Annotated in this window: 32 protein-coding genes; 3 read left to right on the forward strand and 29 right to left on the reverse strand. The window is 53.1% G+C overall.

Annotated elements, in window-relative coordinates:
- Positions 1–28 precede the first annotated feature (28 nt).
- From NX722_RS13510 to NX722_RS13555, 10 genes are all read right to left on the reverse strand, one after another.
- Positions 29–223, reverse strand: a complete 195-nt coding sequence (locus tag NX722_RS13510; RefSeq protein WP_262568443.1) for a hypothetical protein — start codon at positions 221–223, stop codon at positions 29–31.
- Entirely contained in the window at positions 216–458 is a 243-nt protein-coding gene (locus NX722_RS13515; protein WP_262568444.1) for a hypothetical protein, read from the reverse strand. The genes NX722_RS13510 and NX722_RS13515 overlap by 8 nt, the downstream gene beginning before the upstream one ends.
- Positions 451–783: a carbon storage regulator gene (locus NX722_RS13520; protein WP_262568445.1), complete on the reverse strand. Its 333-nt coding sequence runs from the start codon at positions 781–783 to the stop codon at positions 451–453. Before NX722_RS13520 ends, NX722_RS13515 begins: the two co-directional genes overlap by 8 nt.
- Positions 784–785: 2 nt before the next feature.
- Positions 786–1,115 (reverse strand): hypothetical protein, encoded by a 330-nt coding sequence (locus NX722_RS13525; RefSeq protein WP_262568446.1) that lies wholly within the window; start codon positions 1,113–1,115, stop codon positions 786–788.
- Positions 1,112–1,744 carry a tyrosine-type recombinase/integrase gene (locus tag NX722_RS13530; protein ID WP_262568447.1) on the reverse strand — a complete coding sequence of 211 codons (633 nt, stop codon included), beginning with the start codon at positions 1,742–1,744 and terminating at the stop codon, positions 1,112–1,114. The genes NX722_RS13525 and NX722_RS13530 overlap by 4 nt, the downstream gene beginning before the upstream one ends.
- Positions 1,728–2,069 carry a hypothetical protein gene (locus NX722_RS13535; RefSeq protein ID WP_262568448.1) on the reverse strand — a complete coding sequence of 114 codons (342 nt, stop codon included), beginning with the start codon at positions 2,067–2,069 and terminating at the stop codon, positions 1,728–1,730. The genes NX722_RS13530 and NX722_RS13535 overlap by 17 nt, the downstream gene beginning before the upstream one ends.
- On the reverse strand, positions 2,041–2,301 hold the full coding sequence (locus NX722_RS13540; RefSeq protein WP_262568449.1) for a hypothetical protein: 261 nt from the start codon (positions 2,299–2,301) through the stop codon (positions 2,041–2,043). Before NX722_RS13540 ends, NX722_RS13535 begins: the two co-directional genes overlap by 29 nt.
- Complete coding sequence (locus NX722_RS13545; protein WP_262568450.1) at positions 2,247–2,477, reverse strand: hypothetical protein; 231 nt, start codon at positions 2,475–2,477, stop codon at positions 2,247–2,249. The genes NX722_RS13540 and NX722_RS13545 overlap by 55 nt, the downstream gene beginning before the upstream one ends.
- Positions 2,470–2,952, reverse strand: coding sequence for a phage regulatory CII family protein (locus NX722_RS13550; RefSeq protein WP_262568451.1), 483 nt, complete (start codon positions 2,950–2,952; stop codon positions 2,470–2,472). The genes NX722_RS13545 and NX722_RS13550 overlap by 8 nt, the downstream gene beginning before the upstream one ends.
- 176 nt (positions 2,953–3,128) lie before the next feature.
- On the reverse strand, positions 3,129–3,356 hold the full coding sequence (locus NX722_RS13555; protein ID WP_262568452.1) for a hypothetical protein: 228 nt from the start codon (positions 3,354–3,356) through the stop codon (positions 3,129–3,131).
- Between the two features lie 123 nt (positions 3,357–3,479).
- Between NX722_RS13555 and NX722_RS13560 the strand changes: the two genes are divergently transcribed.
- Positions 3,480–4,322: a hypothetical protein gene (locus NX722_RS13560; RefSeq protein ID WP_262568453.1), complete on the forward strand. Its 843-nt coding sequence runs from the start codon at positions 3,480–3,482 to the stop codon at positions 4,320–4,322.
- Positions 4,323–4,381: 59 nt separating this feature from the next.
- Complete coding sequence (locus tag NX722_RS13565) at positions 4,382–4,567, forward strand: hypothetical protein (protein ID WP_262568454.1); 186 nt, start codon at positions 4,382–4,384, stop codon at positions 4,565–4,567.
- Here NX722_RS13565 and NX722_RS13570 read toward each other — a convergent pair.
- A complete protein-coding gene (locus NX722_RS13570; protein WP_262568455.1) occupies positions 4,560–4,781 on the reverse strand; it encodes a hypothetical protein in 222 nt (73 codons plus the stop codon). The two genes, NX722_RS13565 and NX722_RS13570, sit on opposite strands and share 8 nt — an antisense overlap.
- Positions 4,782–4,945: 164 nt before the next feature.
- On the opposite strand from NX722_RS13570, the gene NX722_RS13575 reads away from it, so the two are divergent.
- Entirely contained in the window at positions 4,946–5,296 is a 351-nt protein-coding gene (locus tag NX722_RS13575) for a helix-turn-helix domain-containing protein (protein ID WP_262568456.1), read from the forward strand.
- 14 nt (positions 5,297–5,310) lie between these two features.
- Here NX722_RS13575 and NX722_RS13580 read toward each other — a convergent pair whose 3' ends face one another.
- The 18 genes from NX722_RS13580 to NX722_RS13665 form a co-directional block, all read right to left on the reverse strand.
- A complete protein-coding gene (locus NX722_RS13580) occupies positions 5,311–6,330 on the reverse strand; it encodes a contractile injection system protein, VgrG/Pvc8 family (protein ID WP_262568457.1) in 1,020 nt (339 codons plus the stop codon).
- 8 nt (positions 6,331–6,338) lie between these two features.
- The gene (locus tag NX722_RS13585) at positions 6,339–6,545 is read right to left on the reverse strand and encodes a tail protein X (protein ID WP_262568458.1); all 207 of its coding nucleotides are present in this window, start codon (positions 6,543–6,545) and stop codon (positions 6,339–6,341) included.
- A 24-nt stretch (positions 6,546–6,569) separates the two neighbouring features.
- Positions 6,570–6,959, reverse strand: coding sequence for a phage tail protein (locus NX722_RS13590; RefSeq protein WP_262568459.1), 390 nt, complete (start codon positions 6,957–6,959; stop codon positions 6,570–6,572).
- Entirely contained in the window at positions 6,952–8,814 is a 1,863-nt protein-coding gene (locus tag NX722_RS13595; protein WP_262568460.1) for a phage tail tape measure protein, read from the reverse strand. Before NX722_RS13595 ends, NX722_RS13590 begins: the two co-directional genes overlap by 8 nt.
- A 60-nt stretch (positions 8,815–8,874) precedes the next feature.
- Positions 8,875–9,213 (reverse strand): phage tail assembly protein, encoded by a 339-nt coding sequence (locus tag NX722_RS13600; protein WP_262568461.1) that lies wholly within the window; start codon positions 9,211–9,213, stop codon positions 8,875–8,877.
- A gap of 73 nt (positions 9,214–9,286) precedes the next feature.
- Positions 9,287–9,793, reverse strand: coding sequence for a phage major tail tube protein (locus tag NX722_RS13605; protein ID WP_262568462.1), 507 nt, complete (start codon positions 9,791–9,793; stop codon positions 9,287–9,289).
- Between the two features lie 37 nt (positions 9,794–9,830).
- Positions 9,831–10,991 carry a phage tail sheath subtilisin-like domain-containing protein gene (locus NX722_RS13610; RefSeq protein ID WP_262568463.1) on the reverse strand — a complete coding sequence of 387 codons (1,161 nt, stop codon included), beginning with the start codon at positions 10,989–10,991 and terminating at the stop codon, positions 9,831–9,833.
- Positions 10,992–11,095: 104 nt separating this feature from the next.
- Positions 11,096–11,668, reverse strand: a complete 573-nt coding sequence (locus NX722_RS13615; protein ID WP_262568464.1) for a hypothetical protein — start codon at positions 11,666–11,668, stop codon at positions 11,096–11,098.
- Positions 11,669–11,670: 2 nt separating this feature from the next.
- The gene (locus NX722_RS13620) at positions 11,671–13,251 is read right to left on the reverse strand and encodes a hypothetical protein (protein ID WP_262568465.1); all 1,581 of its coding nucleotides are present in this window, start codon (positions 13,249–13,251) and stop codon (positions 11,671–11,673) included.
- Positions 13,248–14,306, reverse strand: a complete 1,059-nt coding sequence (locus NX722_RS13625; protein ID WP_262568466.1) for a phage tail protein I — start codon at positions 14,304–14,306, stop codon at positions 13,248–13,250. The genes NX722_RS13620 and NX722_RS13625 overlap by 4 nt, the downstream gene beginning before the upstream one ends.
- Positions 14,299–15,195 (reverse strand): baseplate assembly protein, encoded by an 897-nt coding sequence (locus NX722_RS13630; protein WP_262568467.1) that lies wholly within the window; start codon positions 15,193–15,195, stop codon positions 14,299–14,301. The genes NX722_RS13625 and NX722_RS13630 overlap by 8 nt, the downstream gene beginning before the upstream one ends.
- On the reverse strand, positions 15,192–15,545 hold the full coding sequence (locus NX722_RS13635; RefSeq protein ID WP_262568468.1) for a GPW/gp25 family protein: 354 nt from the start codon (positions 15,543–15,545) through the stop codon (positions 15,192–15,194). The genes NX722_RS13630 and NX722_RS13635 overlap by 4 nt, the downstream gene beginning before the upstream one ends.
- Entirely contained in the window at positions 15,545–16,093 is a 549-nt protein-coding gene (locus tag NX722_RS13640; protein WP_265442356.1) for a phage baseplate assembly protein V, read from the reverse strand. Before NX722_RS13640 ends, NX722_RS13635 begins: the two co-directional genes overlap by 1 nt.
- Positions 16,086–16,637: a hypothetical protein gene (locus NX722_RS13645; protein ID WP_262568470.1), complete on the reverse strand. Its 552-nt coding sequence runs from the start codon at positions 16,635–16,637 to the stop codon at positions 16,086–16,088. Before NX722_RS13645 ends, NX722_RS13640 begins: the two co-directional genes overlap by 8 nt.
- Positions 16,634–17,134, reverse strand: coding sequence for an HK97-gp10 family putative phage morphogenesis protein (locus tag NX722_RS13650; protein WP_262568471.1), 501 nt, complete (start codon positions 17,132–17,134; stop codon positions 16,634–16,636). The genes NX722_RS13645 and NX722_RS13650 overlap by 4 nt, the downstream gene beginning before the upstream one ends.
- On the reverse strand, positions 17,128–17,742 hold the full coding sequence (locus NX722_RS13655) for a hypothetical protein (RefSeq protein ID WP_262568472.1): 615 nt from the start codon (positions 17,740–17,742) through the stop codon (positions 17,128–17,130). The genes NX722_RS13650 and NX722_RS13655 overlap by 7 nt, the downstream gene beginning before the upstream one ends.
- Positions 17,735–17,968: a hypothetical protein gene (locus NX722_RS13660; protein ID WP_262568473.1), complete on the reverse strand. Its 234-nt coding sequence runs from the start codon at positions 17,966–17,968 to the stop codon at positions 17,735–17,737. Before NX722_RS13660 ends, NX722_RS13655 begins: the two co-directional genes overlap by 8 nt.
- On the reverse strand, positions 17,968–18,468 hold the full coding sequence (locus NX722_RS13665; protein ID WP_262568475.1) for a hypothetical protein: 501 nt from the start codon (positions 18,466–18,468) through the stop codon (positions 17,968–17,970). Before NX722_RS13665 ends, NX722_RS13660 begins: the two co-directional genes overlap by 1 nt.

Consider the following 18,468-nt stretch of genomic DNA (forward strand, 5'->3'; position numbering starts at 1 on the left):
AGATGACCCCTGTCCATGGGGTAAACGGTTAGTGCCTGCGGTGCCGGTTCGCCAGCATTGCCCGACAGGCTTCGGGCTTGCTACAGCGACCCGTGCCAGGGCAGGCATCAAGGTTACGGTTGTCACAGGGGCGACAGCGTGGCACCGTCTGCGCCCTTGGGGTGATCATTCCGGTGACAAACTCGCACCGGAAACCGAGCAGGTCAGTGTTTAGCTCAGTCATGGTTCACCTCATCAGGCTTTTCATCCAGACCAGGCTGACCTACGTGATAAATGCTGTTGTTAATCTCGTTCAACAGCTTCAGCATCATCCGGGCTTCGTCGTCCGTCAGGGTGCCGCACAGGTTCAGGTGTTGCTGGCGGATATTCGTCACCAGCTTCCCGAACACACCGGCTTCTGCAGCGCTGATATCCAGCCGCTCGATCTCGAAATCAAAGGAAGGGGTCGCTTCAGTCATTGAACGTACCTGCTATTTTTATTTTTCTTATTGATGAAGGCACATGCACCTGCTCATGCATCTTCAGCCAGATTTCCTCACGCCAGATCGACACACTGCGGGGCGCATCAATCGAAAACCGTACATTGCCATGGACATTGATTACCCGGATGTTGATGTCACTTTCATTCAGCAATGTTGAACCTGAAGGTCGGTTGAGAACCGCTTTGCCCCTGGGGGTTTCCAGAGACACCCGAATCTGCTTTTCCGAAGAACTGAGCAGCGTAATACGCATAGTGTCGTTAATGCGGATGCTCTCGCCCTGTCGTCTTGTCAGTACCAGCATCGTTAAACCTCCTGAATATTGATGCCATACACCTGCGCAACTTCTCTTGCGGCACTCTCCCAGTAGACACCGAAACAGGCGTCTTCAATCAGACCGTGAAACAGACGATTATTTGTCCGGTCAAGACAACCAGGGCCGTGAATCGCCACCGGGATTTCCAGTGCAAGACCCACAAAGGCATTTGCCAGAAAACTGGCTGCGGAACAGAACGGATGCCTGACCATTACAAACTCAAAGACTTCTTTAGCGGAGCCTTCCATCTGTTCCAGCATGGGCTGATAGTGCGCCTGACGTGCAGGGTGACTATCCATAATGTGTGCAACATGGCTCATACCGCATACCTCCCGAATTCCATCATTTCCTCCTTATCCGGGAGGGTATAGATGGTGGTGGTTTTAAGGTCCTCATGCCCCAGAAACGCCTGCACCCGCATCAGGGTTCGGGCAACGTCATCACTGGCCTGAACCTGACGCTTTGCCCAGGTGTGCCGGAACCAGTGGGGCGAGCCCACCGGAACCCCTGCCGCCTTGCACCAGTTCTGCATCCGGGACTGAAACGAACGGATACTCATGCCCCGGTGATTGCGGGACAAAATCAGCGGGCGGTCATGGAATGGGGTGTCGGGCCAGTCGCTTTCACAGGACATTTCCTTATGAATCTTCACCAGCGTCCGCAACGTCTGGCAGATGCTCTTGCTGGCAAACAGATCCTGCTGCTTCCTGCCCTTGTTGATCTCCGGACGAATCCGCAAACGCTCATGGCGTAGTGCTTCCAGCGCATCACCCACGGTCAGCCCCGACAGCACACAGACCCTGACCGCAGAAAAGCGCGCCAGCTGCATCCAGGCCAGATCCCGACGGGCTTCAACCCCGCCATGCCGTTTGATAAAAGCAAACAGCTGCTTCTCTTCCGGCTGGGTGAAATAGGTGTCGAACACCTGGCTGTTACTTTTCTTTTTCACGGCTTACCTCCTCTTGTTGTAATAGCTTCGCCGTCTGGTAGGTCAGGGCCAGATGTGCCGCCTGCGCCCTGCCGTTGTTGTCGTATTCCACCGCCACAATCGACACCAGCCACGGTGCCAGCGGCAACAGGTCAAGGGTATGGATACTGCGAACCGGCAACCCCTTAACCCCTCTGCCCACCACCTGAATCCGTGGCAGTGGCAATGCCCGGAAAACCAACCGGCAGTGGTCGCCCAGTAACAGGGCTTCCCCGTCAGCCAGCTTTTTGCGGGTGTCTGGCTGCACACCCAGTAACTCAGGTTGTAACCGAATCAGAGTCATCATCCTTCTCCCTGGAATCCTTAATGTCCCTGACAACGCCGTACCGTGCGTGCATCTCCATCACCCGGCGCAGGGTGTCGTCTTTCATGGCCTCTTCAAAAGTCATGGAACAGGCCAGCGGGTAACTGTCGAAACAGGCACGCAGGCGTTCTTCGGTGACTTCGGTTTGCAGTTTTATTGTCAGCTGACGTTTTTTGACTGGTTGCCAGCGATGCTCTCTTCTGATACCTGGCATGGGATTCCCTCCTGCTGCCGTTGCTGGTACCGCTCAAGAAACTGCTGTAATTCTTGTTGGAAAAAAATCCGGGTACAGGTCGCTGCCTTTTTGGGGTCAATGACCTGATCCGGCCCCAGGTTGTCGCTCACATGGGTAATACCCAGCTTGCGAAGAGAGGCCGGAATCTCAGTCATCCACCAGAGCCTCCAGCCGGGCGAGGAATTCGAAGAAAGCCTGAACCTGCTCGATGCCTTCCTGAAGAATCCGGTGATAGTCGCTGCGCTGGATGCTTCCATCGCTAAGGGTGAGAGAGACTTCCCTGGCAACCTTCCCGATCTCCCGGTGCCAACCCGCATAGGCAGACAACAACTCCATATCACCGGTAGAAGAGAATTCACCCAGGTGGGTAATGGTATGATTCAGGGTGGCGGCTATAGCCTGAAGGGGGCTGTAATTTTTGGTCAGATGCATCAGTGCGATGGCATCCGCCAGCCCGAGCTTATGGCCAGGCATGGAACTGTTGAGTTCATTACTGAGAGTATTGGCCGACTTGCCAAGCTTCAGCGAAAGTGCCTTACGACTGCCTTTGTAATCTTTTGTCAGACTTTCAAAAGTGCGGTAAACCAGTGCCATATCAGGCAAACCGGTATTGGGGTCTATTGGATTCATGTGATTTCTCCGATTCCTTTCACATTCACAAACCGGAGACACTGACCAATACTCTACTCAGGCGGATATGTTACTATCCGCACTGAGACGAAAGTGACTGAGCTATTGGTTGCCATCCTGCCAGATGGTGGTCAGCGTCTCTGGCATTCGGGGCTGACACCTCGAATGCCATTTTTTTATGTATTGATTAAACCTTCCCAGTGCGGATCTTCAGTAATGGGTGGAAGACCACGGGACGCTTCTTCCGCCGTAACAATATCTTCCATCAACACCTTGGCCATATTGCCTTTCTTGCGACGATCCAGTGTTGCCAGGCGCAGTATACGTGCGGCTAATTCCTGTGACCGAATGCTGACAACAGGGGAAACACCTTCTTCTACCGGTTGTCCTGACTCTTTTTTCATGGGCATAATTCCCTTTTAGCGTCTACTTTGTAGAAATTAATTCTTTTTTTTATGAATGTATACGTTTAACTGAGACATTAGTACTTTTAAAAAAGACTGTCAATAGCTTTTAATCATAATTTTATGAATGACTTCAAGGCGCGACTGGATCGAGTCCTGGCTGGACGCAAACTACACCCCTGGGCTAGGGGGCTTGGTTTTTCTCGTGGGGCTGCGGAAAACATGGGCAAAGGCGTAGTTCCTGGTTCTGAGATTCTGACGGTAATCATGCGACAGGAAAATGTGAGTCTTACCTGGTTAGCTACTGGCCGGGGTGTACCGTTTATGGTGCATCAGTGTAAGTATGCTGACGACCTGACCGATGCCCTGAACCGGCATTTTTCTGATGCCTGGTGGGACATTAATTTATACACGGATGGTACTAAGCTGTTTTTTGAGCTGGAGTTACCTGCAACCTATGACTTTAAAGGCAAAACCATAGAATATACCCAGCGGGAGTGGCTAACCGGCTCCTTAGGCGAACAGGTGCTGGCGTGCCTGGAGGGTTACATGCAAAGACGGTTTGATGAGTTCATTGAAAACAGGAGGAGCTGGCAACTGGTCACTCTGCCAACTGAGCTTATGGATAAACTGTCGTCCGGTTACATAAGTCCATACACTCTGCACTCTGAAACATCACTGGCCGAACCATTGAACAGAAAAGTTCTCGATAATATTCGGTGGCACGAGCCACTGCGGAATCTATTTATTAGCTATCAGAGTACGGATGCCGAAAATCTTTCTATTCCACTGTTAAGGGCTGTCCTGAAAATGGTCAGACAGCTTGCAGACGATGAAACTGAATACCTGTCCCCGGAGGAAGAGGCAAAAATAGCCGCCGCTACTTACAAATACGCTGTTAAAAAGAACCTGAAACCCGATGACCTTGACCCTGAACTTATGCAGGGCATGATGGATATGCTGTAAGTCATGAACAGCAATGGGTGAGTACAATAACAATAAAAGAAGTAAAAGGAGTTAACGCAATGATTGCCGAATGCAGAGAGTGTCATAACGATGTATCAGATGCTGCGCCGAAATGCCCACACTGCGGTGTCAGGACGCCGGTCATTACCCGTAAGAAAAGGATAATGACCTGGCTGGTATTCCTTATTGCTCTGCCTTTAAGTCTTATTGGCCTGTTTATACTGTTCCTGATTCTCGTTACCTGACAGAGCCTGCACCAGAAGGGCGATTGCGGTACTGTTCGAAATAGCGTTTCCGATAGGCGGCCAGTTCAACCCGACACTCAGCAAGCGCCGCCATCCGCTTCACCCGATCCCCTGACTGCTCTGCCCATAGCCGTTTATTCACCAGTTGTTCTGCCTCTTTCAATCGCTGAAGGTCAGTTGAACGGATACTGATCATTGCTTCCTCAACCGGCATAATGCCCCCTATATAAGCTTTGTCGTTATTTTTAATAAGCCCCGGGTCTTCATCCTGTCAACGTGACCTGAATCCTTTGGGTCACGTGGCATTTAACGCCACGCTAACTATTTTTAACCCCTCTGACCAGAAACAGCCAGCCGAAACCTACTGGGAGCCCATGAATGGCCGGGTCAACTGACCATTTTCCAGAAACACCTCATCAACGTTTGCGCTTTGCCCGGCTCAAGGCTGGCATGACACAGAAGCAACTGGCAGAAGCCATGCACCGCAGTTTAAGCACTGTAAAAGAATGGGAGCGGGAAGACGGCAGCTACCCCAAAACCCTGGCCTGCGTTGAAAAACTGTGCGACCTGCTGAATATCAGTCTGGACTGGTACGTCCGGGGAAAAGGAACCATGCGACCGAAAAAGGAGAGCCATTTCCAGAGAGAAATGGCCATCGTCTTTGAAAGACTGACCGAGGAAGAAAAAAACCTGCTGCTGTCTGTGGCTAAACGCATGAAAGGAAAATAGCAGGCTTCAAGGAACTACCCCTGAGGATCGGGCAGCCCCTTAACACGACCTTTCGGATAACTTGCCGTAAACCCCTGCCACAAGCCCTGATTATCCAGAGTTTCCGTCAGGCGCTTAATCACCCACTCCCCATTGGCCTGCCGTCTTGGATGCCCGGAAATCGTCACCATCGCTTCAGCCCTTAGTGCCGGGTTGGCGGGCATACGGTTCATAATGAATTCAAACTGCTGCCGTTGAATGTCGTGCAACTCGGCAAACGCCGCCTGCCGTGCATCGGCTTCAAAATCAAACACCTGATCGAGTACTTTCTGGGGCTGTTCATCGGAGGTTTCCACAAACAGTTGTTTGGCTGCATCCAGGTTGCGATAGTTTGCCCGCACCGACTTCTGCCGTACACGACCACTCAACCGGACGTTACCCCTGGTTTCTTCAGTAATCGGCACCGCTACCGGCTTCACCGGTTTGCCTGACACACTCTTACCATCACCCCGTTCAAACAGTACCAGCTTGTCACCCACCGGCTTTAGTGTGGCGTTGTAACGAGTCGCCAGACGGGTCAACAGGTCAGCGTCACTCTGGGCTTTCTGGTCTTCAAAGAACACCTCTACCCCTTTCAGCGATTCGGAAATCGCCAGCTCAAACCCGTGACGTTTGGCAATAGTTTCGGCAATATCCCCCAGACTGCTTTCAATCCAGACATCATCACGGGGGGAGGTAAACGACCCGCGCAGTCTGGCACCCGACGCGGAAATAATCATTTTGGAGTCAGGAAAAGGAAACTCGACGCCATCCAGTTGATAGTTACCCCGGAAGACCAGATCACTCTGCCCCGTCAGCGGGTCTTTATAGCCGGTCCAGACCAGTATGTTTTGCTCTTTGGCGGGGAAGTCCAGCCTGCCATCGTCGTTCAGTTCCAGTACCAGACTGTCGGATTTATGCCCGGCTTCATCGGTAATGGACAACCGGATTAACCGTTCACGAATCGCGGCGGTTTTGTCTTTGCCGCCAATGGTGATTTTAAAGTCAGGTTCCATAACTCGTCTTATTCAAACAGGTCAATCAGGGTAATGGCCTCCGCAGACTCCAGCACCGGCAGCTCGATCACCAACCCGGCAGGCAACACCGCAGGCTGTTCACACAAACCAGGGTTAGCATTTAAAACACGCTCCACCGTGCCATTCAGATTGCCATAATGACGAAAGCAGATAGCGTCCAGCATATCCCCGTCTACGGTCGTGTACTTTGCCATGGTGCTTCTTTCCCTATGGGTTTCCTATGAGCCTCTGTACTCTTTCAGAGAAAGGCGGAATTCCACCTTTAACGGAATTCCCCGGTCATAAATCCGGGTCTGGTTTTCACTGATCCGGCGAATGGTCCACAAGCCCATATCCTGACCGGTTCCCAGCACCATGCGTAACGGTGTGCCTTTGTCCGCTTCGGCTCGCATGGCGTCCACCTGTCCCAGACCACCCCGAAAATGCGGGTAAATCACCCCGTTCAGTTCAATGGTATCCAGGCCGGGGCCAATGTAATCCGATTGCGGCTTGCCATGAATCACGTCTTTATCTGCCCAGCGCCATTCTGACACCCGTTCAAGTTCCTGCACGGCTGCGGTGGTGGTACCCAAACGATAGTCACCGAGGGCGACCTGAGGCTCAACCATAAGATGCTCCGGTGTTGTCCGTTAATGCCCGCTCCTGTTCCCGGCGCAGCGTTTCGGCGGCCAGTTCCATTTCTTCTCTTATCATCTGCCTGGCACGTTCTAAAAAGTCTTCGTCCCGTTCGCCTTCTTTCTGAACAAAATTGATTTCACCCATGCTGATTGAAATGGGGGCAGAGCTGGCTGTGGCTTTTTCTTTGATCAGGGCTTCCTGACGCTGGAACTGCTGAATCAATGTTTGCGCCTGCTGATCCGCACTGGTTGAGGTGTTTATGGTCTGACTGATAGAACGGCTATTCTGGTTTGTCTGCTGGTTCTCAGTCGCCGCAAACCGTGTCGAGCTGTCGGTAATGGTTCGGTTGTCGTCTTCGGAGTCGCCGGACAGGAAGTAGCCGGAAATAGCCCCACCCAGACCACCAACAATAGCACCCACGCCTGCACCGACAGCGGTACCCAGTACGGGAACAATCGACCCGATGGCAGCCCCCACGGAAGCACCGCCTGCGGCACCCATGGCACCCAGCCCGGTAGAACCTACTACCTTTTTTGCGGTGTCATTATCGGTATCGTCAAACAGGTCAGCGGTGCTGGTAATCAGCGAACTACCAGCGTCGTCCAGAAAGCTTTTCCAGAGGGCTGACAGGTACGTAAGCCCGGAAGAGGCAGTGCTTTTGTTTTCTTCTGCAGCTGCGGATAGCTTTACACCATCGCCTTGAGTCCCGAGATAATTGTTGTAATCTTTCCAGCCCTGCTTATAGTCTGCTGCCATTGCATTAACTAAGCGGATTGACTCATCACCAAAAATCTCGGTGAGTCCCGTGGTGCGTCCTTCAGTAGCCGTAAATATTTCTTTTATGATTTCGGAAGGCAGGCGCATCTGTTCGCCTTCTTTGTCAGGGTCAAAAACATCAATGCCCATCTCTGTCAGTGCGTCCCGGTTATTAACAATATCTCTGGTGACTGCTTCAGATGCAGAGACCGCCATGTCTTTCGAGTCTGTACCCTGCTGACCAAACTGTAATAACGCCATGGCTTCAATATTGCCCTGGGTTCCGGTAATCCCTCTTGCGCCCAGGTTGGAAATCACCCGACCACCCCGGTTGGAATAATCCTTCAGGGTGAACGCCCCTTTATCACCCAGCTGTTTTGCAATATCCAGATTTGCCAGCATCTCATCAGCACTGCGCAGCCCCAGCTTTTTATTCATATTGGCAATCAACCCGCCAATATCCACACCCGCAGATCCGGAACCCTGAATCGCAATCGCCATGTTCTCCAGATTCTCACGAGCAAGGTCAAGATCCCCTGTCTGCTGCTGAATCTCGGCAATGGCGGCTTTTAACTGGTCCGGGTCAATCCGCATCTGAACCGACATATCAAAGGTGCGTTTCTTCAGGTCTTCGATAGTCTCTTCTGCGGCACTGGAATCGGTTTTTAAACGGGTCCAGAAGGCTTCATCGTTCACCAGCTCCCTGGCCGACAGTCCCACCGCTGCACCGCCACCAATGGCGGTCAGCTTGGTGTTGATGGCACTGCCTGTGGCGGCAGCTGCTTTCTTTAAATCAAAATGATTTTTGGTAGCTTTCGCTAATTTACGGGAATAGTCACCAATGGAACGGGAAGCCCGTTTGAAGGCGGTATCCTCACGCCCAATACTGCGACTGGTGTCACTGGCCGCAAGACTGAGGTTATTTTGGGAACGGGTTACGTTGCCAATGGCCCTGGCATCCTTGCCGGTCTGCCCGATCATCCGCTTGCGTGCCATCTCGGACTCTTTGGCCGTAGAGCGCAACGCCCGGACTGAACGCTTGTCCACCTCCGCCGTAATGCGGATGCCTATGTCATTGTTGTTTTGCATCCTGTACCAGTTCCTTCATCTCCTGCAGGTGCTCAAAGACTTCGTGTACCGGTGTCGCCATCAGTTCTCTGAGGCTGTGTCCGCCAAGGGCTTTGGCAAGAATAAGGCACGCCTGTCGACATGTTTTGACACCGGGCACATAAAAGCATCAAAGGCTTTCTCTACCTGTTTGAAGTCGTAGAACGCCAGCGACTGGATAAAGTTTTCCGATGTATCGGTCAGGTTGGCATACAACAGTACGTCCTTTTGAATCGGGTTATCTGCCTTGCTTTGCGCCACCACTACATCACTGGTTGTCGGTGGTCGCATTGTCAGTTCTGACACCGGCTTGCCATCCAGATCACGGGGGGACTCCAACGGGATCGGGATGGGCTGGTATTTTGGGGTGTTGTCTGTCATTTTTGTTCCTCAAATTTTTTCGTATCCCGTATCCCACTGCCCGTCAATAAATCGGGTTACGGGTTACGGAAAATCAATTACCAATCAGGTCATTAATCCCCGCCCGCAGGTCAACGCCATCAATCACCAGCTGACCCCCTTCGGCATCCACATCCATAATGACTTCACCATTACGCTCCAGCTTGTAAGTCACCAGCGACAGCTCAAAGTCACAGTTCGACAGCTTCTTGCGCTCGATGTCTTCCATGCTGAACTTCTTCAGCTGCGCCTGACAACGAATCACAAACCCTTCTGACGCTCCCCGGCCTGCCAGGGCAGAACGGAAGGTAAACATTTTTTCCTCGCCGTTGGTGAACCTGAACAGCTTCAATACCTGTGGATCAGGTTCTGCCAGTGTCACGGTCATGGTTTGCAGCTCGATCATGCCCATGAAAATCTCAATGGCCGCTGCCATGCCGCCAGCCTGGTACTCTTCCATTACCTTGGAAAAGTCCGGCAGCTTGATCTTCGGGCAAAGGCCGATCTTGCCAACGCCGTCGGCGCTCCAGTTGTAATCCACCACTACTTTTGGGATAGCCATGTTTCTGTTCTCCTTTCTTCCTGTTTAGCTACGGCGTTTATCTGAAAATGGCTTTGGCGTAGTCATTGACAAAGTGACTGGTGATGGTGATGGCCTGGGCAATACCGGGTGGGGTGAATTCATAATCCATATAGAATTCACCGGCCAGAATCACGTCAGGGCTGTTCAGTTCCGGGTCAGCCCAGGCTTTACCACCGAGCAGGTTTTTAGCGCGGGTTTCCCTGGCAATGAAGTTGTTCTGGGTTTCCAGCACATCTTCCACAAAGGTCTTGTTGATCTTGCGATCCCTGGCCCACTTCAGCGCCGCCGTGGAACTGTCCAGGATGATGTCGTTAATACGAACATGGGTGGCGAACTGCCACTTGGGATCATCGGAACAGTTCAGGTTGCCCCAGTAGCGCAGCCCGCCATCGTTGATGATGGTGCTGATCTGGTTGCTGTTGAGGATATAGGCCAGACAGCTGTCATCACCGTCCTGGAAGTCCACGGGGAACTCGGTGCCGATGATGGGTAATACCTTCCAGTTGGAGATACTGGCGGAATACTCTTCCCAGGGCGTGTTATCCACTTTGGCACGCAGGCCAGCGGCAACGGCAGACATGGGGACGAGTTCCGCCTTGGTGTTGATGGTTCTTGGCCAAGTCACTTCCAGACGACGGGAGCCGAATTTTTGTCGGTAGGCGTTGGCAGACGTTTCGGTACTGCCAGGAGCGTCCGCGTAGCAATAAGCCCGCAGACGGTCGGCAACGGTCTGCAACTTGGTGGCCACTGCTTCATCATTGGAAAAACCGGGAGCGATCAGAACCCGTGGCTTATACCCCAGCATGGCCTGAACATTAAACACCGCATCCAGTCCGGTGCGCTTACCATCAGCCGTGGTTTCACCAATCACCTTGGTTCTTGTGTCAGCGTCGTCGCTACCTTCTGCCACACGAATAACGACAACAATCGCACCGGTAATGGCCAGAATCATTTCCACCGCAGGCAACAGAGTGCCAACCCGCTGACCTTTGGTGTCGAGTTTTGCCGCCTTGAGTGGGGAACCGGGAATCAGAACCGGCGTGTTTAACGGGAATACGTTTTCATCGGCATCATCAGCCGTGCCAACGATACAAATAGTGCCTGTGGGTGCAATGGGAACCGGGCGGGGACCCGCTTCACTGGTTGCGCCATAAATGCCGTGTCGGAACTGAGGCATCGTGATTCTCCTTCTCGTGTGAGAGTGAATCGCAATACCTTCGGCGGCTTCTGCGGGGTTTGGTTATAGGGTACTGCTTTTTTTGTTCGCTGTCCGTCTCCTGTTCAATCCTCCGGCCACAACCCTTCCAGCCGCTCAACAACCGGCTGGGCAATGGCCATAAAGTCGGCGTCGTCCGGTGCATCTTTTACAGCTTCCTTGCCGTTTAGCCGAAGCTTGCGGATGACCATCAGAATATCAATCCATGCTTTGCCTTGAGCCTTGATGCTTTCGGCTGCTGCCTGTGGTGACTCTTTTTCTGACAGAGGGTCGGCCAGCACACTGTCAGGGGCTGTTCCCTGAAAACCAGAGTCAATCCAGGCGCAGGCGTCGGCATACGTCAGGTTATATTCTTCGTCTACGAAAGGAAAATCGGTAGCAAAGTGGGTTCTGGCGTTTCCGGCGGCGTGGTCGATGGCGGCGCAGGCTGACAGGCGACGGGTGGCGGCTGGGGCTGGCTCTATTGGAACCTCTTCCGGCCATTTTCCGTTGCGGCATTTCCACTCATAGCCATCACGGGCTGGGCGGGTGAACCATTCCTGAGCCTCTGCTGGCATGTCTGATTTTTTGGTAGCACCAGCTATGTCGTGTATGTTTTCGACAGCTTCTGTTTGGGTTGCTGGATTGTAATATTTCATAATCAATACCCTGTCACCTTCCATGTAAATGATGCTCTTAAAGGCTGACCCGCTCGCAAAAACAAAAACTGCACACTGGAACCGGTGGAGCTGGGTACAATGTAAGCTGCGTACGTTTTAGACAGAGCGTCGCGCTGGCCAGACGATGGGATAGCAAATTCATTTACGATAGCGCTGACATAACGAGGTTTATTATTCATCTCAATGGGCAGCGTTATAGTAGCGACCCCATTGGAACCAGCTGATGCCTGGCCCTCTTGTACAGTAAAACCGTCTGAATAGACCCGGTAATGACCGTTGGCATTACTGCCCGATGAAACAATCACCGCCGTATTCCCATTCGTTGCCGGATCACCAATCAACGCCACCTGCCCACTATTCTGTCCCGCATCCTTATAAGCCGCAGACTTAAACAACCCCGCAGCCCAGGACGCCAACCGACTTTTAAATGTCTTCGGCGTCACGATCCGTTGATGATCAGTCCCCGCATTCACCTCCGCCTGCGTCGCAATCTCAGCCTGCCCCCGGGTGGATTCGGTGGTCTGGCGGGTGCCTGCGTCATGAGCCTTTTTTACGCCTCCAACCGTGGCACCTATGGTGTTGCTGGTGCTGGTTATGGAATCGCTGTAGCCGGTTATCTTGCTGCCGGAATTTAACTGTATGCCTCGCAGTTTGAAGTTGGCATTACCCGTTGCGCCTTCTGATGCGTCAGCAACTGCGTGGTAGGTGTTATCGGTGTCGTTGTACCAGATGTGATCTGTGTTCGTGCCGGAACCGCTATAAACAATGGGCTTGCCACCGGTATTAATACCCTGAGCGAATATAGGCCGCACATCCTTCCGGGCAAACTTCGCCGTTAGCAACGCCCAGAGTTTTTTAGGTGTAACAATGCGGAGATCCGAACTGCCAGAATCCGTTTCTGATTGCGTTGCTATTTCCAGAACTCCACGGCGGGATTCCGTAGCCGTCCGGTTATGCAGTTTCTTGGGCGTAATCGCCCGGCTGTCATCACTGGAACCGTTGGCCTCTGTCTGGGTGGCGATTTCCAGAAAGCCTTTCATTGATTCCGTGGCGTTGCGGGTAAACGACGCTAACCGGCTTTTTAAGGTTTTCGGGGTGACGATACGGGTATGATCGGTGCCGGTATCGACCTCGCCCTGTGTAGCAATCTCTGCCGTTCCTAACAGGCTCTCTGTCGCTTGAGGTGCATAGATCGACACATCACCAGACGGGGCAACGGTGCCGGGGTTGGCACTCAGGTTTAACTGGTGTGCCAGCAACAGCGTAGCGTTAGCCGCCTTGCTCTGGATGGTTGAACCGTCGTCGTTTTGTGCCGTGGCGAACAGTGCGCCGCCATCGGTGTAAAACTCCATTTTGGTCACGTCATACACGTCGGTGGTGCTGTCCTGCGCTACCACGTAGATGCGGGACGGCTCAATGACCTGCACCCCTTTCAGGGTCAGCGGCTTTATTTTGCTGCTGCCGTTGTACAAGTCCACACGGTTCAGCGTGACACCAGCAAAGCCGCTGGCCTGTGCATTAATGGCGGCATCGATGCCGCTCTGGTGAATGGTCAGACTCATTCCCATGTCTCCCTGGATAATACGACCTGATGAACGTGGGCGCTAAGCTCCAGCGGTGCGGCGTGAACCGTTCCCACGTTAAAATTAAAATCGCTGCGTAACGGCTTGGCCTGTTTGATGGCGTTGATGATGTCGTCCTGTAGGTCAGCATCGGGGCGAAAGGCGGCGGTTTTGATGGTGCCGGGGGCGTTGTCGGGGACGGTTTTGCCGGTGTAGCGTGTTGACCAGCCCTGCTTGCCGTTTTCAAACCGGGGGTTAGGCACCAGTTGTCTGTTTTCGAACAGGTCCCAGCATTCCAGTTCAGCGACCTGTGCGGTGCCGGTTCCACCGTTGTAATTAACAATAAACATCGGCCGAATGTAAGCAGTGTCGGGGCGGAACTGGTTATGATTAGCGTTGCCCTCGCCGGTAATTTCACCCTCGAATACCTGCCAGCCATCGGCGGTGGTGATGGAACGACCAACTACACAGCAGTAGCGATTGAAGCCAGGGCCACCGGTCAAGGCGTTAAAGTCTTTATCCAGCGTGGCTACACCTGCATACACTCTGTCAGAACCTGAGTTGTCAACGGTTTGCCGAACCTTGAACCGCACCCGATAGACACGGCTGGTCTGAACCGGAATAGCCTGACCGCAAAATAGCCAGACATCATCCCCCGTTCCAATCTCAAACACCGGCAACTGCCGTTCATTATCCTGCGCTGAAATATCCACGCTGAAGGTATGAGGCAAACCCTTGGGCGACTGCTGCCACCACTCGGTAATATTTGCAGTGGTGCCGAACCGGGCGATGGCGTTTTCAACCGCCTGTAAACTACCTTTAATACGGTGCTGGTAGAGGGCGTCTTTTAACGACTGGCGTTTGATATGTTCCGGCCAGTTGTCGTTCCACTGGTCCACGGAATAATGAAAAGCCAGGTAAGGCAGTAGATGCAAAGGGCAGGTGTCCGGGTTCCAGAGATCCCGGTGTGGTACGGGCAATTTATCCAGCCGTTCATCCAGCTTTGCCAATGCACGCTCTTGCGGTGTTGCCGAAGGAGGTAGTAAATCAACCATCAACCACCTCCATCGTTAATTCAATCGCCGAGCAATAGGTGGCACCGGTCACCCCCGGATTGATATTGGCGGCAGGTGATTTCAGGTCAACACTGACCACTCCCGGTTGCTGCAAGGCACCATAAATGCCGGAAATCGGTACGATAACTTTCATTCTGTGCAAGCTGCTGACGTATTCCTGCGCTGCCTTTCTTGCCGCTTCTACCGCCAGCGAAGCTGTTGGCCCCGCTGAAACCTTCAGTACCGCTTCTATGCGATAGGTCGTGACGGTGGCACTTTGAATGATGACCTCATCGGTTATCTGTCGGATATGGGGCTGCATCATATAAGTGGTGACACGGTTCAGCAGTTCAGTACTGGCGGTGCCATCGCCTTCCCTGGACAGAAAACTGATTTCCACCCGTCCGGGGCTGGGGCTTCTGGGGTTTGCATCGAGTACTTGAGAGTCAGACGACAGGGCATGGAAACGATAAGACGCTTCGGTTCCGGCATTGGTTTGGCCTTCCATTGCCAGCAGTATTCGTTCCAGAAAACTGTCGTCGTCTTCCATGACCGGATCAGCTGGCGGTGTGGCATTAGGGTTGCCGGGGTGGACTTCCTGCCGGAGTACCTTGTAACGAGCGCCCAACTGGTCAAGGTCAGCCCCTTTGGCGTAGGCGGGCAACACGGCCTTACCGGACTCATTAATTCGCTGGCGTAACAGAGCCTCCCGCATGGCGGCTTGCAAAATGTTGTTATAGGTGGGGTCGCCTACCCGCAAACTGTCTGCCAGCTCTGGGTCAACACCCCGCAGGGTGTCCAGACGGTGCTGAAAAATAGCCTCTACGGAAATGTCTTCCACAAACTCCGGTGGCGGTAGCTGGGAAAGGGTGGCAACGGTATAACTCATAAGGTAATCCCCTCCAGCCTCACAATCTCACCATCCACCAGGTATTCACCCACCAGAACCATGTCGATTGCGCCGGTCTCATTATTAATGTCCAACTGTGTCCGGTGCAGTTTAAATTCGTCGTGTATCTCGTTGGCGGGATTTGCAAGGGTTTCTGCCGCTTCGGCGCAAACGTCCAGACGAAAGCCCGGTACGGTCTTTTTATCCACCAGTTTCGGCAGGTTGGAGCCGTAGGCACGACGAATCACCAGGTTGTTTTTACGGGTGCGGAACAGGCGCTGTATCCGCTGTTGCAGCTCAGGCAAACCGTCTATTTTTTTTCCTGTCTCTTCATGGGTGCCGATGGCCATCAGTTCATCTCCGGTGCTGGGGGTGAATGATTGCTGTTGGCATGCTGGTTATAAGTGCCACGCAGGGCGTCCATGCTGGATTTTGAATCCGTGATATCTCCGGACGCCTGAATATTTCCGGTAACATTCACGTCGCCGGTCAGGTCAATGCTGCCATTACTGGCCAGTGCTGTTGTGGCACCGGCGGGTAAGACTATGTTGAGCTGATGGGTCTGGCTGTTGTACTCAAATACTGCCCCGTCCGGCATATCACGGCGGTAAACATCAGGATCAGTGCTTCGCTGGCGGTACTGGTCAGAGTCCACCGCACACACCACCACCCCAAGACGACCACCACCGGGAAAGGCGCATAACACCTGCTCCCCTTTTCTGTATGGGTCCCAGCTGGCAGAGTCCGCCATTCGGGCAAAGCCATGACGCAGCCAGTAACTGGTGCGGGAACCGGAAAGCATCACTCGATAGCGCAGCGGCGAAAACTGAATCTCTGCAATGGTGCCGAACTGGAGCAGCTTTTCTATGCGCTGGTTCAGGCTGGCAGGATCATTCATCATCATCCTCCAGCAAGTGCAGGTAGTCGTCCTTGTGAGCCGCGCCGATATCCGGTGCGCAACCCACATACATGTCACCGGTAAACTGTCGTCCGTCGTCCCAGGGATTCGGTGTAATGCTCAGGTCAACCGGCCCATACTCACATTCCGCCATATACCAGCCTTCCGGGCATTCCACCTGCAGGCTGGAAACGATGTTATTGATATGCAGCAAGGCACCTGAATCGCTCTGGCTGAAGCCTTTCAGTTGCTCGATCAGCTCCAGTTCTTTCTGTTCCAGCTCCAGCCCGTTGCCGTCTCGGGTATGAACCCGGATCAGGCCGTAGGCCAGCACCCGAATCATCCCCACGCCGGGATTATTTGAAGGGATTTCACCCCGGTACAGCAGGGCATGAACACCCTTGTTTCTTTGTTCTTTACTGTATTCGTCCCGTTCTTTCCATTGCCGGGTAATCAGCCGGTCAGGGTGACGTTGTTGCGCGTATTGTTCAAAGGTCTGGCGCAGTTCTTCCATTACCTGGTTAGCAACACTCTGGCTGTTCATAAGAGTCCGACCTCCGCCAGACTGTTACGTACAGCCTGCTGCATCAGCTGGTTAATGCGGGGTGTCAGTTTGTCTGCAGTGTTGTCAACAAACGGCTGTGCCCGTGTACCTTTGCGGGCAATGGAACGGCTGATCATATAGGCCAGATCATCCAGATCATGGTTCGGGTTGTTGGGGGTTATGCCCTTGACCCTGATCCAGTCCTTAATAGCCTGTAACGATGGAGCCCCACCGGAACCCGTGCCATCGTTCACAAACTGTGCATAGTCCGTATTGGGAGCCGCAATAGCAGACAGGTCGGCATCCCGGATACTGCGAATACTGTTGACCAGTGTGCTGTGGGCTTTGGGGGCAGACCGTTTCAGTTCTCTGGCGGCTTCTGAACCGCCACGGGTGACCATGCGCTTTAACTGATTGAACAGAGTGCCGGGGGTCTGTTCCAGAGCCTTTCGGAATTGCCGGTCGCCGGTCATATCCACAGTCAGTGCTTTTAACATGCAGCCCTCCTTTCAAACTCGGAAAGGAAGGTTTTGTATAACGCCGCCGGTGTGCCAATTTTGGTAGCACCGGAAATCATCAATTTGCTACTGACGGTTGAGTCGGCGTAACGGATCGACAGGACTTTCATGGCTTCTGCCTGAGCCCGAAGCAGGAGTAAGTCCCGTTCAAAAACCGGCACCGTGGTTTCCCCTGGCGTGTCGCTCAACGTGTGGCTGGCGTAGTAGTAAAAACTGAACTGACTGCCCAGCAGGCTGATCAGGTGGCTACCCGGTGCAAAGGACAGGTGTATCTGTTTCGGTCTGCCCTGGGTAACTGTAACGGTCGGTAAGGTGCGGGGGTATCTCGGGTCCCAGAGGTTATACATCTGCCGTTGGTATCGCCCCCAGATATGAACTTTATAAGCGATCATATCCGCCGGGGCGTTATACACGCTGATGCCCGGTTGCAGCATCACATGGCCGCACAGGGTAAAGCGTTTCACTCTCGCCAGCTCCACAGCGGCAACACTTAGCAGGTGATCAATCTGGTTGTCTACCAGCTCGGCGGATTCGGTCAGTGAGTCCACCAGGTCTTTTTTCAGGGCGGTCAGTGTCATGTCAGTCATGATTGCCCCCCTTCATCATCTTTAAAAGCAGATCCAGCTTGGCTTCCAGGCGGCTTTCCATATCGCCCAGCAAGGTTCTGATCTTTTTTTCAGGAATGTACTCTTCCGCCACTTTCATCTTCAGGTTGTTCACCTGTGTGAAGAGGTAGATATTCCAGATCATCAACCATCCCATCAGGAACAGAATTAACGGCATCAAGGCTTTCATAGCTTCCCAGAACTGCATCAGCGTGACCCCGTTATCAGTTTGTTTTTGTCAGCACTGGACCGGGTAGTGCCCACATAAAACGTGATGGACGCAGCCCAGAGTGTCACGGCCTGACCAAACAGGTAAAAAGCCACATCCCGGTTACTTTCCGGAATCTCGAACTTGAACAGGGCAAACAGTAAACCACCGACAATAAACGTCAGTAGAAAGACAATGACGGCGGGCATCTTGCTGTCTTTGTGGCTGGCTCTGGCGTTGGCTTTATCGTTCAGTTCTGCCTGCAGGGTTTTAAAAGCAATCTCCCTGATCTGCTGTTCATTCTCCCGTTCAAACTGTTTCAGCTTGAGCAGGGCATCCGGGTTGTTTTTGATAACACTGGCAACGGCTGCGGGTTTTGGCTCAACGCCAAGGGCATTAGCGACCATGCCACCAATGACACCACCGCCAGGGCCAGCTAATGTTGATCCCACCAGAGGGGCAGCCTTGCCGATAAATGTTGCTATCCCTTTCCAGTCCAT

It is taken from the genome of Endozoicomonas gorgoniicola (assembly GCF_025562715.2).
GTDB classification, from domain to species: domain Bacteria; phylum Pseudomonadota; class Gammaproteobacteria; order Pseudomonadales; family Endozoicomonadaceae; genus Endozoicomonas_A; species Endozoicomonas_A gorgoniicola.

Bases quoted from the DNA above. Each gene is read 5' to 3' on its own strand.
- NX722_RS13580 (WP_262568457.1), bottom strand. From the start codon at position 6,330: ATGGAACCTGACTTTAAAATCACCATTGGCGGCAAAGACAAAACCGCC.
- NX722_RS13640 (WP_265442356.1), bottom strand. From the start codon at position 16,093: ATGAATGATCCTGCCAGCCTGAACCAGCGCATAGAAAAGCTGCTCCAG.
- NX722_RS13585 (WP_262568458.1), bottom strand. From the start codon at position 6,545: ATGGCAAAGTACACGACCGTAGACGGGGATATGCTGGACGCTATCTGC.
- NX722_RS13610 (WP_262568463.1), bottom strand. From the start codon at position 10,991: ATGCCTCAGTTCCGACACGGCATTTATGGCGCAACCAGTGAAGCGGGT.
- NX722_RS13600 (WP_262568461.1), bottom strand. From the start codon at position 9,213: ATGACAGACAACACCCCAAAATACCAGCCCATCCCGATCCCGTTGGAG.
- NX722_RS13510 (WP_262568443.1), bottom strand. From the start codon at position 223: ATGACTGAGCTAAACACTGACCTGCTCGGTTTCCGGTGCGAGTTTGTC.
- NX722_RS13540 (WP_262568449.1), bottom strand. From the start codon at position 2,301: ATGCCAGGTATCAGAAGAGAGCATCGCTGGCAACCAGTCAAAAAACGT.
- NX722_RS13635 (WP_262568468.1), bottom strand. From the start codon at position 15,545: ATGGCCATCGGCACCCATGAAGAGACAGGAAAAAAAATAGACGGTTTG.
- NX722_RS13545 (WP_262568450.1), bottom strand. From the start codon at position 2,477: ATGACTGAGATTCCGGCCTCTCTTCGCAAGCTGGGTATTACCCATGTG.
- NX722_RS13595 (WP_262568460.1), bottom strand. From the start codon at position 8,814: ATGCAAAACAACAATGACATAGGCATCCGCATTACGGCGGAGGTGGAC.
- NX722_RS13625 (WP_262568466.1), bottom strand. From the start codon at position 14,306: ATGGTTGATTTACTACCTCCTTCGGCAACACCGCAAGAGCGTGCATTG.
- NX722_RS13555 (WP_262568452.1), bottom strand. From the start codon at position 3,356: ATGAAAAAAGAGTCAGGACAACCGGTAGAAGAAGGTGTTTCCCCTGTT.
- NX722_RS13605 (WP_262568462.1), bottom strand. From the start codon at position 9,793: ATGGCTATCCCAAAAGTAGTGGTGGATTACAACTGGAGCGCCGACGGC.
- NX722_RS13520 (WP_262568445.1), bottom strand. From the start codon at position 783: ATGCTGGTACTGACAAGACGACAGGGCGAGAGCATCCGCATTAACGAC.
- NX722_RS13550 (WP_262568451.1), bottom strand. From the start codon at position 2,952: ATGAATCCAATAGACCCCAATACCGGTTTGCCTGATATGGCACTGGTT.
- NX722_RS13650 (WP_262568471.1), bottom strand. From the start codon at position 17,134: ATGTTAAAAGCACTGACTGTGGATATGACCGGCGACCGGCAATTCCGA.
- NX722_RS13515 (WP_262568444.1), bottom strand. From the start codon at position 458: ATGACTGAAGCGACCCCTTCCTTTGATTTCGAGATCGAGCGGCTGGAT.
- NX722_RS13645 (WP_262568470.1), bottom strand. From the start codon at position 16,637: ATGAACAGCCAGAGTGTTGCTAACCAGGTAATGGAAGAACTGCGCCAG.
- NX722_RS13655 (WP_262568472.1), bottom strand. From the start codon at position 17,742: ATGACTGACATGACACTGACCGCCCTGAAAAAAGACCTGGTGGACTCA.
- NX722_RS13665 (WP_262568475.1), bottom strand. From the start codon at position 18,468: ATGGACTGGAAAGGGATAGCAACATTTATCGGCAAGGCTGCCCCTCTG.
- NX722_RS13565 (WP_262568454.1), top strand. From the start codon at position 4,382: ATGATTGCCGAATGCAGAGAGTGTCATAACGATGTATCAGATGCTGCG.
- NX722_RS13575 (WP_262568456.1), top strand. From the start codon at position 4,946: ATGGCCGGGTCAACTGACCATTTTCCAGAAACACCTCATCAACGTTTG.
- NX722_RS13630 (WP_262568467.1), bottom strand. From the start codon at position 15,195: ATGAGTTATACCGTTGCCACCCTTTCCCAGCTACCGCCACCGGAGTTT.
- NX722_RS13560 (WP_262568453.1), top strand. From the start codon at position 3,480: ATGAATGACTTCAAGGCGCGACTGGATCGAGTCCTGGCTGGACGCAAA.
- NX722_RS13615 (WP_262568464.1), bottom strand. From the start codon at position 11,668: ATGAAATATTACAATCCAGCAACCCAAACAGAAGCTGTCGAAAACATA.
- NX722_RS13535 (WP_262568448.1), bottom strand. From the start codon at position 2,069: ATGATGACTCTGATTCGGTTACAACCTGAGTTACTGGGTGTGCAGCCA.
- NX722_RS13570 (WP_262568455.1), bottom strand. From the start codon at position 4,781: ATGCCGGTTGAGGAAGCAATGATCAGTATCCGTTCAACTGACCTTCAG.
- NX722_RS13525 (WP_262568446.1), bottom strand. From the start codon at position 1,115: ATGAGCCATGTTGCACACATTATGGATAGTCACCCTGCACGTCAGGCG.
- NX722_RS13660 (WP_262568473.1), bottom strand. From the start codon at position 17,968: ATGCAGTTCTGGGAAGCTATGAAAGCCTTGATGCCGTTAATTCTGTTC.
- NX722_RS13590 (WP_262568459.1), bottom strand. From the start codon at position 6,959: ATGGTTGAGCCTCAGGTCGCCCTCGGTGACTATCGTTTGGGTACCACC.
- NX722_RS13620 (WP_262568465.1), bottom strand. From the start codon at position 13,251: ATGAGTCTGACCATTCACCAGAGCGGCATCGATGCCGCCATTAATGCA.